A 16,113-nucleotide genomic window follows, 5' to 3' on the forward strand; every position below is an offset into this window, starting at 1 on the left:
CAACGCGATCTTGAGACGAGCCATCTATCTGGAAGCTTGGACGCATCAGTTGTGTTCACATCGGGATCAACAGGAACGCCAAAGGGTGTGGTGCAAAAAGCATCATCGCTCTTGTCGGGCGTAAAACGAGTTGCCGCAGCTCAGGGGTTCTCGGACGCCGAGAGGATACCGACACGGTATCGTTTAGCCACGACCATGGCTGGGGCAATCTTTTGCCTGACTGACGGCCCGCGACACAGCTATTTTATGTGAGCTATGGATGTGCCGGGCTTTTGAAGCTATGCGTTATTGTGGTTTGAATATTGGGATATGGAATTAGGCAACATGCAAGTAAACGTTGGGAGCGATGAGCAAGTTGAAGCGGCCAATTTGCTGACGCAAGCTCAGAATCTGATCAAGCAACTAGAACGCCAAATTCAGTTGATGTCCAATCCTCAAGAAGGGACGTGCTCGGTGTTCTATCGCGATGAGGAATTCCGGGTCGCGCTGCCGTGGGCTAGTTTTGAAAATTATCAGTTTCGAATTGCGAGCAGTCATGTGGTGCCCGATCCGGTGCTCTTAACCCAGCTGTTTGATCTCGTGCCGAGTTTAGAAGGGAAGTCACTGATTGATGTTGGTTCGTATACTGGCCTGCAAGGTCTTGTACTAAGAAAATTCCTATCCCCTGCAAGCACGCATATGGTCGAACCGCAAAAAACCGTCCAGAACGCGCTGTCCAGAACCATCGAAGCGAATTCAGACGGTGGCCCGATATCGCTGATCAGGGCCGTCGTTGATGACGGTACTTCAATGATGGTGCGGGGTGACATACAGCCCGCGAAGCTTTCTGAAACGGCATACATCCGGCGTGAAGGAGGAGACGTCGAGGCTAAGGCGATTGATGACTTAGGTATCGAAAATGTCGGTCTGATTAACTTGGATATTCCAGGGCAAAAAATCTATGCGCTGCGTGGGGCCGAGGAGACGATGAAGAAAGACAAGCCAGTGATTCTCACAAACCTTTCGGGTCGCGATGCTGTTGAAATAAAAGAGTTTATGGAGGCCAGATCGTACGAAGCCGTCCGAGTTGGTCGACATTCGTTGGTTTGCTTGCCTTCATAACAGAGCAAAGCCATGTCAGTTGCCTATGTAACAATGGTCTACAATGACGAGTTCTTTCTAGAACTGTGGTTGGGCCATTATCGCAAGTTCACCAACCCAGAAAATATCTATATCGTTACTCATGGTCCACAGCCATATGTGCACGAGGTTGCCGGAGACTGTAACATCGTTGAGATCGAAAGAGATCCGCGCAATCCGCGGCTTGATCAAGACCGAATGAGCTTTCTCAGTACGTTCTGTTCAGAGCTGACCGAAAAGCACAGCCGGGTCGTGATGAATGATGTGGACGAAATCATTGCGTTGGATCCGGATGTCGGGTGGGATCTGGATGCATATATCTCGAACATTCCAAGCTCGGTCAATGTGATCTCGCCGCTTGGTCTTGAGATTATGCACCGGTTCGACATTGAAAGCGATTATGACTACTCGCGGAAGATGTTTGACCAGCGGCAGTTTGTGCGGATGAACGGGTGGTATACAAAGCCCAATATTACCAACGTTCCGATCGTCTGGGGGCCGGATGGGCATGGATGCTCTCACGACACGCTTTACCTCGACGACAATTTGTACACGTTCCATTTGAAGTGGTTCGACCAGAATACCCATATCCGGCGGCATGAAGAACGCCTTGGCTTCCGCTTCAACGATGAAGACGGAAACGAAGTGGTGATCGGGGCTGGAAGCTGGGGATGGTCAGAACAGGTATACCGTATTGTTACTAACTCATTTCTGAGATTCCCGATTTTGCCTGAAGAGAAATCCTTTGAGTTTTCAGCGCAAAGAGAAAGAGTTCGATCCTCTTTCCAGGAAGGGAAGCCCGGCATGTACAAAATTCATTGGTTTGTTGAGGGGACGCTACATATCTTGCCCGATCGCTTCATCGGGATGATCTAAGGAGATATATGTGGAAGAAAGGCTAGAACTGGATATGCCTTGTACATCGGAATCGTTGGTCTTGGCCGAGACCGATGAGTTCCGCATTACATACCATCGCCATGAGCAAGACGATCATTCGCCAGAGCGGACTGTGGTAATTACATTCGGAACGCTGCAATCAGATATCGACTACAGTGGCTTTGGAACTGAGCTTTTACTGAAGAATGGTTATTCGACAATCTACGTCGCCCCGAAGCGTGGTAAGCAGTATCAAACCTTATCGCGTGAGCAGTTCTTGGACGCAGTTTCTGATCACATTCACGGGCGCAGGGTGGTCGCATATGGCGCAAGTTTAGGTGCTTATGCTGCAGCCTATTATACCGGTGCACTGGGTGCAGAGTTGATAGCTGTGGCTCCGCAGTTGCCAGCACTTCCGGCGCTTGGAATGCGGCATGCTCAAACAGTGCCAATTTTGCATCAAGATCTCAAGGAAGCACCCAGAACCAGTGGACGGGTTGTTGTTGTCTGGGACCCTCATGAAAAGCCCGACAACATTCTTACGAACGACTTCCTACGAGTCCTTTATCCGTCGGCCGCGTTTGTTGAACTGCCCTTTACGGGTCACAAAGTTTTGGAAACTCTCGCGGTGTACGGGGTGGTCGCTGATTACATCCTGTCAATCGTTGAGGACTTCACGATTCCACCGCTCGATCTGCCGACAACGACTTCGCATATTTGGAACAGCAACTATGGAAAGAAGCTTGTTCGGGAAGCAAAGCCGCAGGAGGCGTTGCACTACTTGGAAAAAAGCTTTGAGATGCAGCCGAGCTCTGAAAACATTCAGTTGCTGGCCAAGGTTTACGAGCAACTAAACCTAGTCGAGGCGGGAGCAAAGCTTCACGATGTCATCACCTCGGATCCTCAGGTTGAACGATTGGTTTTCAACAATGCACGTCGCTCTCTTGCCTCACTGCTGGGGCATGATCCAATCGTCTGAGCTGGTTCAACGAGGGAAAGCCTCAACACTGGACACAGTTCAAGACGCCAATACGAGATCGGATTTGCGTTCGTCTGTGTGTGTGTTCACAAAGTCCGCGATCTTGAAATAGCCTGTGCGGGTATAGTGATCGCTGTCTGCAAACTCGTCCGGATCCAAAAGCGTATCTACGTCGACGAACTCGGCATCCGGGTGCGCGTCACAGAAGCGTCGGCACATCCGGTTGAAGTCTTCGCGCATTTCCAAAGTTCGTTTCGCTTGCTCGCCGTGCTGCGTCGCTGCACCTAGAATGAACAGCGGAACTCCGGGCTGTTTCAGATCATATGAGTGCTGGAAAGCGCGGCGGGTCAATTCCAGCCGCTCTTCTCGCGGAAGGCGGCGGTGGTGCATTTCTTTTGCGAATCGCATGGCGAGTTGATGATCGCGCATAAGTTTCTTGAACCGGCGTGGCGGTACAGTGGCCCAATATTTTCCGCCGAACTCCTGTCCGCCATAGGTGAACAACAAATCGGACGGAATCGAGAAATACAAGGACAGAAGGATCAAGTCTGCTTCTTGTAGGCTGCGGTCCAGCGCCTTCATTTCATCCAGTGTCTGGCCTACAAAAAGTTGTAGTGGCTTAGAGTGTTTCAGGGCCATGTCACGAGGGTTGATGAAGAAACCAACATCGTCATAGCGGACCAGCATGCCCATATCGTCTTGTTTGTTTACAAACTCATCGCGGTTTGTCCCGCAATAGAACGACACCTGCAATAGGTCACACCCACCGACCAAACACAAACGCTTCTGTTCTGAACTATTCTCGTCCGAGTCGAAACTTGAAACCTCGGTGATCCAATCAACCGTCGTATCAGTAGCAAGCGACCCGGAAACCGGACCTACGACATCGAACTCTGGTCGTCCGAGATAATCCCAGACCCATTGTTCAACACCCATGTTCAAGGTACGGCAAGAGAAGGCAAAATGGTGCATTGTGGTGCCCGAGAACTTGGTTCTCACACAGAAGAACCCAACGATGCCATAGTCTCCGTACCGGTCTTGAGCGTGTATAAGACCTGCATGCATACCCGAGGTGTTCAACAACTCGTTGAGGTTTTCGATTTCCTCTTCAGTGTTGGCTCGCACTTTCGTGAAATTCAACTGATTGGTCCGGTTTAGAAGTTCCAGAACCCGGTCCATTTTGTCATCAATATCGGTGATGATCTTGATCTTGATGCCCGACTGTCGAAGGAATTCCTCGTTCGACAACCCGCTATCGGTTTGTTCGAGAAACTTTTCTTCCATGACGCGGTACTGAGCCAGTCGGGAATGCTTAGCGTCATCCTTCCCCTTCAACTCTGGCAGCGCCAGAAGTTCAGTCATATCAAGGCGACCATCGACGCACATCAGGTCTTCATTGAAGAACGATGCTTCCTCGAGATTCATATGATTGTCGTCCAGAAACAACGCGTTCTGGGGGCGCAAACCCATTCGGTCAAGCATCGTTTTGATGGCCTGTCCTTTTGGCGTCCAATCAATGTGAGGGAAGACAAACCAGTCCCAAACGCCCAGCTCTACCAGTTTGGCCTTTGCGGTTTCGAAGTCGTTCTTGGAACAGATTGAACACATTATCCCCCGGTCGACGAGGGTGCGCACAAGGGAAGCGTACTCTTCGATAGGCTGGATGCCTTCTTCGCTAAGCGTCCCTTTCCAAAAGGTTTCGTCCAGGTCCCAAATCACGATTTTCACTTGGGACTGAATTGCGCCGAAGGAGTGGTCGCTCATATTTCTTCCAATCAAGTAATAGACTTTTGCGTAACTATACTGGCTGTGAATCGGGGAGCAATACTAGGTTGGTCTTGCCCCCTGAAACTGATCCGAACTGAGAGCGAAATTTTGGGTACATTCTGGCAAGAGAGGGAGTGTACCAATGCCGAAGAAACGATTCAGGGATGAACAGATTTCCTTTTCGCTGAGACAAGCGGAAGCCGGAACGACGGTTGGCGAGATCTGCCGAAAGATGGGGATTTCTGAGGCGACATTCTATCGTTGGGAGAAGGTCTATGCCGGGATGGGCGTGTCGGAGATTCGACGGCTAAAACTGCTCGAAGATGAAAACGGCAAGCTGAAACGGCTGGTCGCGGATCCGACGCTGGACAAGACGATGCTTCAGAATGCGCTGAGAAAAAAGTGGTTAAGCCTGTCCGCCGCCGCGAGATTGTCCGGCACTATCAAGATGTGTTTGGGGTGTCTGAGCGCCGTGCGTGTAATGCCATGGGCTTCGGGCGGGCTTCTCACAGATATCAATCCAGGCTGTCTGATGTCAGCGCTAATGGGTCCAAATAGGTTCATTTACTAAGAGAGCGTTTGTTGCTCATCGTAACCACTGAGGAGTGGACGATGAGAAAGACGACGAAGAGCCCTGGCGAGAAGATCGGCAAAGACATCAAGCGCGCCACGCGCAAGCAATATTCCAGCGAAGAGAAGATTAGGATCGTGTTGGATGGCCTGACGTCCTCACGGTACGAAATTACAATTGTGCCGTCTTCACGCTGGCTGGCTCTCAGTAAAGCAGGCAAGAACACCTATTCTTCTTTGAAACTCGTGCGAATAGAATCAACAAAAGGCTTCATCAAGAAGTCAAACAATGTCCGTTCACCGGTCAAAATCATGACATCTGCGGGCATCCCGACAATTAGCTCGACATTGCTCCCCAATGTTTCCGCCTGATCCCCATCAACAACAATTTTCGCAAGAAAATAGGGCTCACCCGTGCGCTCATCGACAAACCGGTCGGCCGATACGCTTTGCAAAGTTCCATATATTCGGGGCAAGTTTCGTTGAGCGTAGGCCGTTAGAATAATCTGCGCGTTCATACCCGGAAACACCGTATCAATATCGGTCGGACGAACCCGCGCATCGATAATCAGTGCTGCATCATCGGGAACAATATCCAGAATTTCGCCACCGGGGCTAAGAATACCTCCGGTTTCAGTTGTCACCTGAATATTCAGGATTTGTCCCGAGATAGGTGCCTTAACGATGGTTCGATGCAAAGCATCCATCCTCTCGGGAATCTGGGACCTTATGGTTGCGAGTTCAGTTCGCACCTGGCTCAATTCTTCACTGATCTCTTCCTTGGCCTGCTGACCGATTGCCGCCAACTGCAACTCAGTTTCACCAATCTGCTGCCCAAGTCGCGCAATAGAGGCCCGATTGGCGGCTCGCTCAGCTTTCAAATTTGCTTCCTGCCGTTGAAGAGCCAAATAGGGGGACAGGCGTTGAAGGCCTTGCTCATAAAGTCTTTGGGTGGCTTCCAATTCCTGGCCAACAAGATCAAGCTGTTGGTTCTGCGCTGCGATAAACTCCTCGAGACCGATGATTTCCTCATTCAACTGATCGATACGCTTACCCAGAATGCGAACCCTTGCGTCGTGCACATCCCTTCTGTTTTCAAACAGTTGCTGCTGTCCAGTTCTCGCAACCTCCACTCTAGCGGCTGCTTCATTCATCAGATCATCAGGGAAACTAAACTCAATAAGACCCTGATCGGCCATCTCAGCCACCAAGCGGCTTTCTGTCGCTAGCAGGAAAATCGTTCGCTCACGCAGTTCATCCAAGCGTGCGAGAGCACGCACACTTTCCAAGGTGATCAGCGTTGCGCCAGCCTCGACGTGTTGCCCTTCACGGACATGGATACGCTGTATGATCCCCCCCTCCAGATGCTGTACTGTCTTGCGTGATCCATCTGGGCTGACCACTCCGGGGGCGATAGCCGCGCTCGCAAGAGGTGCATACCAAGCCCATCCTCCCAGAACACCAAAAAATAGAACGGTTACCCCAACCCCAAGCAGGCGGGCGCCTCTGGTCTGAGAGGATAGTGGCGTACGGGGGGATTGCGCCGCATCCGAGCCGAGCATCACCCTGAGCAGCAGCGCAACGATGAGGACCCCGATCAATCCAACGACAACAAAAACTGCCGGGGTGTGCAAATCGGCTTCTCCCGACAACAACTTATTGATCGCATCGGAGGCTTTGCCCCATAAATCCATATACCCATTTAGGTCATGCGACGGTGTCTCATACTCTGACATTGTTTCTACTCGGCTGCTTTCGCTGGGCTGGACTCTGTCCGGCTCTTCGCCATCAATTCGCGCATTACTTCATCACGACCCCCGAATTTCTTCATAGCGCCATCCTGAATGACCATGACTTTGTCGACTGCCCGCAACAAATGCGGCACATGCGTCACGATAAGTACGGTTTGCCCGGATTTTTTCATGGCCGCGAGCGCGTGTTGAAGCGCGATCTCACCGTTTCCATCCAGATTGGAGTTTGGCTCGTCCAACACCAAAAAGCTGGGATCATTATACAGGGCCCGCGCAAGTCCGATCCTTTGTTTCTGACCACCAGAAAGCTGATCGCGATATTGTCCCAACTGGGTTTCATAGCCCTCGGGCAGGGACAGGATCATTTCATGAGCCCCTGCTTTTTGCGCGGCCTTTAACACCGCTCCATCATCCAAGTCACCTAGGCGCGCAATATTTTCGGAAACCGAGCCAGAAAACAGTTCAGCGTGCTGGGGAAGATAACCAACATAACGCCCACGCTCGGCACTGTCCCATTCGTTCAGATCAGCACCATCCAAACGAACTTCACCAAAACTGGGCTTCCAAGCGCCCACGATTAGGCGACAGAGGCTCGACTTTCCACCACCGGACGGCCCCAACACGCCGCATATCTCGCCTGGAGCCAGCTGGAAAGAAACAGATTTTATAAGGGGTGCCCGTGTTTCAGGTGCGAAGTACTGCAAACCCTTGACGGTTAGCTTTCCCTTCGGTTTCGGAAGAGATACACGCTCAACCAGATTGTTGGTCACCCCGAAAAGAGTTTCCAGACGCCTGCGAGCCAAGCGGTAAGATCCGAACCCCTTCCAGGCCGAAATGGCCCGCTCAACCGGTGAAAGCGCGCGTGCCAGGATGATCGAAGCTGCAATCATCCCTCCTGCTGTCAGTTCCGCTTGCAAAACCAGTGCTGCACCTGCGCCCAAGATACAGATCTGCAATCCCAGCCGCAAAGCTCGCGACAGGTTGAACAGGATGGACGACACTTCGGCCGCATTGGTCCCTTCCCGCTCTGCCGCATCGTGCTGGGCGCTCCATCGGCTTGTGGCGGATGCGATCATTCCCATCCCTTCCAGGACTTCAGCACCTGCGACAAACGCATCTGCATCGCTTTGCACCTGCCGAAGTTTCGCTGCGGCCTCTGCTTGCGATTTACGCGTAATTGCATCGTTAAGAACGCCGATTGAAAACAAAGCGACCGCACCGAATATCGCGATCACACCAAGTACTGGATGCATCAACCATATGATCGCAATAAAAATCGGCGACCAGGGTGCATCGAAAAAAGCGATAATGGCTTCGCCACTCACGAAACTCCGGACATCTCTGACATCTCCGAGTCCAGCAGGGCTACGCCCGCTGCCCAGGCGTGCCGCGATGGAACGGCGGATCACTTCGGGGGAAAGCTCAGCCGCGATCCAAGCCCCGGTCCTCATAAGAATCTTGCGCCGGGCAAATTCAAGAAAGCCGTAGGTCATGATGGCCAGAAGTGCGACAACGGACAACCAGATCAGCGTATCAAGTGATCCGCTGGACAGCACGCGATCGAATACCTGCAACATATAGATCGAAGAAACCAAGAGAAGGATGTTGGCTAAGAAACTAAGTGCGAATAAAATCGCAAACTGCCTACGCCCTTCCCTCAAAATCCGGCCAAGTAATGTAGGCTCCCTCATGCCGAAATCCTTCTTAGTTTTCAATGGGATTGCGGTTTTGTATGACCAGCTGCTCGCGTTGCCAAAGACCGAAGATTACCCAAGCTCAACTGGTGAAGATGGAGCATTTCCAGCGTTCCGTTCTTTTGAAGATCCTTCAACGTCTTGGCTGGCAAATCATTCAACTTGTTTCGGTTCACGGCTTGGACGCCAGCCAGTTTGAACTTTTCTCCAATTTCGGTTTCGATCATGGCCTGTAGCGGGGACAGCACATCAAGTTCTTTTAGCCGCTTGCAAATCTCTTCACTATGCAACCCATCACTCGTGGCCTGTGAAACCATTGATTGCGCACGCGTTGTAAACTCGCTCAGTTCACCTTCACTGTCATATAAGGCATACCCTTTCTCAGCCTTATTGAAGCCCGGATGGTCCTCGGCGATGCAAAGCACGCCAGACTTTTGGTCATCACTGGGGCGGAGCATTGCCGTAAATGGGTACTGCCGCAGAATGGCCGGCATGTAGTCCGCGCTCCAACTGCCGTCGGCAGAAACAAAAAGATTCTCATCTTCCCTCAGAGCCAACAGCGCAACCACGCCGACATCTTCTTCGTTCTCCCAAAAAACAATTGGATACTCGCGCACCAAGTTCGGGAATTCGGAAAACAACGCGGGAACGCAGTGAAGACTTCTTGCGAAATCATAGCCCTGCCCCGTTTCGAAATACGTATCCTGATGTCTGCCCTTCGAAAGGGGAACAACGCTTTTAAACAATGTGTCAATATTCATTTTCGGTAACCACTCATAACAACATCACAAAGTAACAGTATGCGAAATCAGAACATTTGTCTATTTTTTCAACAACTTCCGGGTGCGCGGATACCCAGCGGCAAAGATTCCATGAGCACATTTACATCGCACACACCTAGCTGAACGATAGCCCTAAAGGATATCAGGAGCTCGGCTAAGACCTTGCAACATAACGGGAAGTGCGTTGTGAATAGTGAGATAGCAGCGCCAAATGGCGACGCTGCTATCTCCTGTTTCATAGAGAGGTTATTAAGCAATCGCAGCAACGAGATCGCCGTCTTCCTCCCAATTGAAGATCTCGAACTGATCCCCTTTGCCCAGGGTAAATTCACCAGATTCTGCTACCAGATTATTGTCAGCATCGTACACCAAGATCTCGTAGGTACTTACCTTGCCCTTATGGACATAATCGGAATGGTACCAGCCATCTTCATCCGTAACCATCACTTCCAATGACGTCCAATCAGAGCTCTTCCGGTCGGCATAGCCCATGAGTACGACATTATAGCCTTCCAAACCTTCTCCGGAATCATAGTCGGCGCTATCATTCTGATCGTCCCAAATGAACCCACCAACACCCTTCATCTTGAAGTCTTTAAAGTCATTGATGTTGGCAACACTGTCCTGGCTGCCTTCGACAACTGTTTCTACTACGCCATCTCCAATGGTCGTGTAGAACTCGTAGTTCGTGCCATCTAGGATTGTGTCCGTTCCGTACACATCGTGCTCATTGGCCAACGCGTCAGGTCCCGGTCCTGCAACAGCATCCGTGCCGTCTTGGCTCCAGCTGCTTGTCCCCTCAGTTTCGTGGTCAAGATGGACATTGACCGCAAAGTTACCTTCCAGCTCTTCAGAGAAATGCTCCGGATCGAAGGTGATGACCACGTCGAATGATCCATAGTTCGGATCTGAGGGATCCGTGTCGATTACCCAACCGCGTCCATCGGGATCATCGAAGTCCTGATCGCCGTAATAGACGAAATCGACTGTGTAGTATTGCTGCGAAAGTTCATCACTCCAAATGAAGCCAAGTTCCGGACAATCAGGATCAACTTCGATCCCATCATATACGTGCACTGCACTTTCAAAGAACGCATCCGGTGACTGCAACGCAAACCCATCTGGAATGTGAAGCGTAAGAGTGTAGCCAGCGCTCTCGAGGTTCTCTACTGTCTCAAAAGCATTGTAGAAAAACTGTCCAGGCTGTGTCGACGTTTCCGTATATGTCCCATCCATATCAGGTGAGAACAATACGTTGAAATCTTCGATTACGCAGAAACTTGAATTGGTCACATAACCCTTGTTCAGAACGACATAGCCAGAATCATCCTGCGCAACTGACGTATCGACATCAAGTTCAGTTGTCCCGGTTGCATATGCAATGTTGGTGTAGACGAAGGTCTCTGCGTCGACGGTCAAATTCGGCACCGAGCTATAGTGCCAGCTCTCGCCAACATCCAGCAAGCCATTGCCGTTCACATCACCTTCCCAAACTTCGCCAGCTTCCAGCACACCATCACCATCATCTCCGTTAATGATGATCTTTGGCGAACCATTAGTCCCAAGCGTATCGAAATCATCTGATGGATCACCGGGAGTCCCGTTATCATCAATGATGTAAACATTCGAGATCGTTACATTGCCGTTATTTGTAACGACGTATTGCCAAGAAACTTCCTGCCCAGCAAATGCACCGGTTAAACCGTCACCGACTTGATCCACTTGACCATCGATTGTGTAGAGTACGGTCTGCTTGTCGATCGTTAGGGCGGGATTGTAGTCTATGCCAACAGCCGCGCTGTCATCCGCGGGGTCGGTCTCGTCACTGTCAGCCGTCGCGGTGTTGTCGATATAGCCATTGCCGTCAACATTGCCGTCCTTGTCGATCCCGTTGTCGTCAATGTCATCCTGCGTGACCGTGTAGCTGCCGCTGTAGAGCCAGGTCTCATCCACATCCAGCTCATTGTCCATGTCCGTGTCACCGACATTGAAGCCGCCGGACAGAACAGGCGCCTCATTGTCGAGAAGCGGATCATCAACCGTGATGTTGGTCAGAGACTGGTTGCCGCCGTTCGACACCGCAATCTGGTAGGTGATCACATCACCCGCTGCATCCACATTGCTGGTGCCCGTCCCGTCACCATCCACATCCGTGACCGTCTTCTCAATCTCAAGAACAGGGGTCTGGATTATATCTACATCCGCAGTAGCAGTCTTCGCACCCTCGATTTCCGCGAAACTAACCGTCACCGTGTTGTCAATGTCGCCGTCTGGAGTTGCTGCAACTCCGGTATCATTGTCTATATCATCGTTATTAACTTCCAACGCACCGTTGCTATCGATGTCCGATTGGTCGACAGAATAACTGCCCGTGTAGACCCAGATCTCCCCGGCATCCAGAACGTCGTCATCGTTCCCGACTTCATCAGCTTGGCGGGTCAATACCCCAAGCAATGGGTCGGAAATATCAATTCCGGTCAGCGGGGTATCACCAGTATTGAAGACCTTGATCGTGTAGTCGATCACGTCGCCGTGTGCATCAACGGTTTCAACGTTGGCTTCCTTGGTCACTTCAAATGCGGGATTGCTCAAGATAATTGCCGTGCGGGAAAGTGATCGGTCTTGGTTGCCGCCACCGTCGACGATCTCTCCTCCATCGTCGTCATAACCCGCAATGTTCAGAAGCCGCATGTGGTAAGGCGAACCAGACGGATTGGCCTGGTCATTCCAGTCCTCATTCGATCCGATGTGTCCACTCCAAGACAAAACGGCATCGCCATCGGTTTCGTTGTAGTATTCAAAAATGACCGTGAGGCTATTTTGGGAGTTAGCTGTGATATCGCCGGATTGAGTGTAGATTAACGCTCCAACTTGATCAGACGTAAGTGTGCCCGCCTCTGCGGTGCCATTGGAGTAATTGGTGAAACCATTATAGACCAGCCACGTGTCCGGAGCAGAATTGATGTAGTAGACATCCGTTTCATTCCCAAATCCGTCACCACCAGTATCTACCGCATAGCCCAGAAGAGTCGCATCATGCATGGTGAATACGCCGGCTTCCTGCGCATCCCCAGCATCGTTTAGCGCGTAGAACGGGTCTTCAACGATTTCCAGAGTGGTCGTCTCGTTGTTAGGCGTCAATCCATCCGTCGGGTCAGGGAGGACTGCTTCTCCGACATGAAAACCACTGCCCGTATAGCCAGCATCATAGGTTCCAAGGTGATCGATCGAAGTTTGGCCACCTTCAGTGGTATCCCATTCTATCGTCAGAAAGTAAGTGCCCGCTTCAAGATCGGAAAGCGTCGCGCGGTAGGGGACAAAATCATCTGCATAATAATGCGCTTGGCTACCATTGAGGTTACCGTTGGCCCATGCATCACCATCATCAATATGGTCGCCACTTGATCCGTTTTTCCACTGGTCCAGATTGTAAGCCGGGGCGGGTCCATCCGTGAATGTGGCATAAGCGATTTCGGTCCCGTCATCCGCTGACAGCAGAAATGTCTCATCCAATGAATCATCGGGGTTCACAAACCAACTGGTAACGATGGTGCCATTTGCTTCACCGTCTAGATCGCCTTCACCGCCGTCAGTGACTGTCCAGGCATCGTGGCCGTCCCCACCCAGATCGACGATAGTATCGTCCTCTGTGCCATAGATACCATCTTCACCCGCGTCGGACACGTGTTCGACTTCAAATGTAACCGTTCCCCCGACATCTACCCCAGTGACCGTAATTTCGGCATCCGATGCCGGAGCATAATCATCCTTGTCTGTGATGACTTCCAAGCTGTCATCAATGATCTCGTCTTCGGTCAGAATAATCTTGTCGTCGCTAGGCATGGCACCCCTCCAATCCACTTACAGCCACTATCCGCGCGATCCCCCAAAACCGACCCGAACAAAAGGCACAATCATCACACCTGAAAACAGGCACTAAACTTTCTGGGATGGGCGAACGAATGCCGGACACCCCATCTGACCGGTGGGTTTCCTGACATGATCTGCGCTCAAATATTCGGATAACAAAGGTGGTTGAAGACACAGTCTGTCTTCATATCGGCCGCCTTGCAAACAGTGAAAATAGCAACCACGCTTCTTATTAAATTCAATATCCGTTTTTATAGATTGGTCGAACTATGTGTAATTTTTCCGAATATGTCAAGATTGTGTCGCTATAACGCCCCAAATGAGGCACCCCACGCCCGGACGGATCAAACCTTTGTCGTCACCTCCCCAAATATCGTCGCAGCCTTCAGTGGGGGAGGATCAAAAGTGATCCTTACTGAGATGCCCCTACACCATAGACGACTGAGACAGGCATTAGTTTTGCAACTGCGCCTGTCTAACCCACCACCTATAAAGGTAACCAGAAAGTAATTTTTTCCTTTATTGACTATTATTTAGGCAGAGTTACAAGTGGCACCACTATCAACCTCCAGCCATGATGGCTGGCCGCAGGGAGCATGCCGGGCTGTGATAGCCTTACAGCGAGCACTCGATGGCAATGATCCTGACCTTTTCCAAAAGTCTGTGATCTGTCATCTGGAGTGCACTCCCTGACCAGATCATAAGGCTCATTGTCACGTGCGGTTCCGCTCAAAGGAACATGCTCGAAGACAATCGCGTCCTCTCCCTCCATTGGGTCCACTCCCCTCCCTTCCTGTCTGATGTCAGCGCTAATGGGTCCAAATAGGTTCATTTGCTAAGAGAGTGTCTGTTGCTCATCGTAGTCGGCACACTTTTCGGCGTCGCATCCGAATGTGCCAATTCTGGCACACATTGAATCTTCCCCAATTGCTTCCACAATGCTTCCACAAACATTCACCCAAACAAAAAGGCCACCCGAAGGTGACCTTTAAGTATCTGATTACTAATCAGCTTTTGGTTGCGGGAGCAGGATTTGAACCTGCGACCTTCAGGTTATGAGCCTGACGAGCTACCGGGCTGCTCCATCCCGCGCCAGTAGTGTGGTGTATATAGGCCTAAGAATTGGGAAGCTCAAGCGCAATCGGCAAAAAATCTATTACAAAATGCGATACGGTCTAGCAGTTGATGACAGCGGGCGCGTAGTTCGCTAAGTCTCTGGGAATAAACGAGGGATCCATGGACGGCACACTGGCAATTTTGTTTCTGCTTACCGGGTTGATCGACATGTGGGTCAATCACTGCGATCGCGGTTGTGTCAAACCCGCCATCGAAGTTGCGCGTCACGCAGTGTCTGCTGGAAGCGTTATCTTTGATGCAGATTCGATTGGTGGCGAAGTTTACTATCGTCACGATCTTCCCTTCAGTTTCGGACCCTTCCGCCCCGTTGTTGGTTTATCTGTCGACAACCTCGGCGATGTTTGGATTGGCGCGGGTGCGGTGAACGAGTTCCGAATGCCAAGTGGCCCGGGCTTTGCCGAGCTCAGTTTTATCCCTGGCTGGTGGATGCGATCGGAGAACGGACCACGGCTCGGCTATCCGCTCGAGTTCAGGTCGGGCATCGAAGCCGGATTTTATCGCCAGACTGGAGAGCGCATTGGCGCGTCACTGGACCATCGTTCGAACGGAGGGCTGAGCCATCCGATTCCGAATCCAGGTTTGGAGACTATCCTCCTACGCTACGCACAATAGAATCACACAGCAGCGTCCAAATTACCCTCGGCCGTAGACCTTGGCGCCCCCGCCTGCGCCACCTTGCGTGCGAGATCCAGAGAGATCATTGCGTCCAAGGCCAGCCGGAACCTCGCATCCCGTTCTGCCCGCGCACGAAGCTGATTGGCGTCCCAGCTAAGCAATTCCCCCTCTTCGGCCATCACGACCGTCGCTGATGCCTTTTCATTTGTCAGGAACGCGACTTCACCCACGAAATTGCCGCGGTGCATCGTGAAGCTGCCATCCTTTTTCTGCACATCCACTAAGCCAGATATGACGTAGTACAGATCTGGCACCGCAGCTCCGACCGTCGTTAACACACTGTCTTTTGCGTGTTTTTCCCTCCGTGCCAATAACATGAGCTTTCGAAAATCCCCCGGAGGCAGTGCGCTGAAAGACGGATAGATGTCGACATCGCGCCTCGGAATGATCCACTTGGACCGTCGGATAAACAGATTGGACAGCCCAATCAGGTTTGCTAATCCGGTCGCCCCACTGGCCCAGATCGCGGGCCAAAGTGGCGTATCGTTCACGACAGCATAGTACCAAATGTACAACCCTGTCCCGATCAACAGCATAATACGTAGAGCCGCCTGATTGATGATCAGGTAGCCCAGAACAAACGTGGCCGCGGCTGCGAATACAAGAATGTCTGACGACATGAACGGGCGCTCCTCATCTCTGGGAACGACGCGCCTTACTCTGTTCTACGATCATTCCAGGGATAACCAGTTCCTGCATGTTAACCTTTAGAACGGTTTATCGCTAGAAATCAGTCTTCCAACACAAAAACGCCGGCAGCTTTTGGCTACCGGCGTTTTGTGTTGTTCTGATCATCGATTTGAGAGGATACTTTTGTTGCTCTTTATTAGGTTTGGCGGTGACCTACTCTCCCACACCTTAAGATGCAGTACCATTGGCGCAACCGTGCTTAA

At 51.3% G+C, this 16,113-nt stretch carries 10 protein-coding genes, 1 tRNA gene and 1 pseudogene; 5 read left to right on the forward strand and 7 right to left on the reverse strand.

Annotated elements, in window-relative coordinates:
• Positions 1-324: 324 nt before the first annotated feature.
• The 3 genes from G0Q00_RS08460 to G0Q00_RS08470 are packed head-to-tail and all read left to right on the forward strand — an operon-like array spanning position 325 to position 2,974.
• A complete protein-coding gene (locus G0Q00_RS08460) occupies positions 325-1,101 on the forward strand; it encodes an FkbM family methyltransferase (protein WP_163038165.1) in 777 nt (258 codons plus the stop codon).
• A 12-nt stretch (positions 1,102-1,113) separates the two neighbouring features.
• Entirely contained in the window at positions 1,114-1,995 is an 882-nt protein-coding gene (locus G0Q00_RS08465; protein ID WP_163038167.1) for a hypothetical protein, read from the forward strand.
• 10 nt (positions 1,996-2,005) lie between these two features.
• A complete protein-coding gene (locus G0Q00_RS08470; protein ID WP_163038169.1) occupies positions 2,006-2,974 on the forward strand; it encodes a hypothetical protein in 969 nt (322 codons plus the stop codon).
• 39 nt (positions 2,975-3,013) lie between these two features.
• On the opposite strand, the gene G0Q00_RS08475 is transcribed toward G0Q00_RS08470, so the two are convergent.
• The gene (locus tag G0Q00_RS08475; protein WP_163038171.1) at positions 3,014-4,738 is read right to left on the reverse strand and encodes a hypothetical protein; all 1,725 of its coding nucleotides are present in this window, start codon (positions 4,736-4,738) and stop codon (positions 3,014-3,016) included.
• A gap of 145 nt (positions 4,739-4,883) precedes the next feature.
• Here G0Q00_RS08475 and G0Q00_RS08480 point away from each other — a divergent pair.
• Positions 4,884-5,266, forward strand: a pseudogene (locus G0Q00_RS08480) (transposase); the annotation flags it as partial.
• A gap of 272 nt (positions 5,267-5,538) precedes the next feature.
• Here the strand turns inward: G0Q00_RS08480 and G0Q00_RS08485 are convergent.
• The 5 genes from G0Q00_RS08485 to G0Q00_RS08505 form a co-directional block, all read right to left on the reverse strand.
• Positions 5,539-7,005 (reverse strand): HlyD family type I secretion periplasmic adaptor subunit, encoded by a 1,467-nt coding sequence (locus tag G0Q00_RS08485; RefSeq protein ID WP_163038175.1) that lies wholly within the window; start codon positions 7,003-7,005, stop codon positions 5,539-5,541.
• Positions 7,006-7,052: 47 nt separating this feature from the next.
• On the reverse strand, positions 7,053-8,777 hold the full coding sequence (locus G0Q00_RS08490) for a type I secretion system permease/ATPase (protein ID WP_163038177.1): 1,725 nt from the start codon (positions 8,775-8,777) through the stop codon (positions 7,053-7,055).
• Positions 8,774-9,517 (reverse strand): SapC family protein, encoded by a 744-nt coding sequence (locus tag G0Q00_RS08495; protein ID WP_163038179.1) that lies wholly within the window; start codon positions 9,515-9,517, stop codon positions 8,774-8,776. Before G0Q00_RS08495 ends, G0Q00_RS08490 begins: the two co-directional genes overlap by 4 nt.
• Before the next feature lie 270 nt (positions 9,518-9,787).
• Complete coding sequence (locus tag G0Q00_RS08500; protein ID WP_163038181.1) at positions 9,788-13,381, reverse strand: hypothetical protein; 3,594 nt, start codon at positions 13,379-13,381, stop codon at positions 9,788-9,790.
• A gap of 1,042 nt (positions 13,382-14,423) precedes the next feature.
• A tRNA-Met gene (locus G0Q00_RS08505) sits at positions 14,424-14,500 on the reverse strand.
• A gap of 144 nt (positions 14,501-14,644) precedes the next feature.
• On the opposite strand from G0Q00_RS08505, the gene G0Q00_RS08510 reads away from it, so the two are divergent.
• A complete protein-coding gene (locus G0Q00_RS08510) occupies positions 14,645-15,157 on the forward strand; it encodes an acyloxyacyl hydrolase (protein WP_163038183.1) in 513 nt (170 codons plus the stop codon).
• Between the two features lie 2 nt (positions 15,158-15,159).
• Here G0Q00_RS08510 and G0Q00_RS08515 read toward each other — a convergent pair whose 3' ends face one another.
• Positions 15,160-15,840 (reverse strand): cyclic nucleotide-binding domain-containing protein, encoded by a 681-nt coding sequence (locus G0Q00_RS08515; protein WP_163038186.1) that lies wholly within the window; start codon positions 15,838-15,840, stop codon positions 15,160-15,162.
• Between the last annotated feature and the right edge of the window lie 273 nt (positions 15,841-16,113).

The organism is Aliiroseovarius sp. PrR006, from assembly GCF_010500215.1.
Lineage (GTDB): Bacteria > Pseudomonadota > Alphaproteobacteria > Rhodobacterales > Rhodobacteraceae > Aliiroseovarius.

Bases quoted from the DNA above. Each gene is read 5' to 3' on its own strand.
- G0Q00_RS08460 (WP_163038165.1), top strand. From the start codon at position 325: ATGCAAGTAAACGTTGGGAGCGATGAGCAAGTTGAAGCGGCCAATTTG.
- G0Q00_RS08465 (WP_163038167.1), top strand. From the start codon at position 1,114: ATGTCAGTTGCCTATGTAACAATGGTCTACAATGACGAGTTCTTTCTA.
- G0Q00_RS08475 (WP_163038171.1), bottom strand. From the start codon at position 4,738: ATGAGCGACCACTCCTTCGGCGCAATTCAGTCCCAAGTGAAAATCGTG.
- G0Q00_RS08485 (WP_163038175.1), bottom strand. From the start codon at position 7,005: ATGGATTTATGGGGCAAAGCCTCCGATGCGATCAATAAGTTGTTGTCG.
- G0Q00_RS08495 (WP_163038179.1), bottom strand. From the start codon at position 9,517: ATGAATATTGACACATTGTTTAAAAGCGTTGTTCCCCTTTCGAAGGGC.
- G0Q00_RS08500 (WP_163038181.1), bottom strand. From the start codon at position 13,381: ATGCCTAGCGACGACAAGATTATTCTGACCGAAGACGAGATCATTGAT.
- G0Q00_RS08510 (WP_163038183.1), top strand. From the start codon at position 14,645: ATGGACGGCACACTGGCAATTTTGTTTCTGCTTACCGGGTTGATCGAC.
- G0Q00_RS08515 (WP_163038186.1), bottom strand. From the start codon at position 15,840: ATGTCGTCAGACATTCTTGTATTCGCAGCCGCGGCCACGTTTGTTCTG.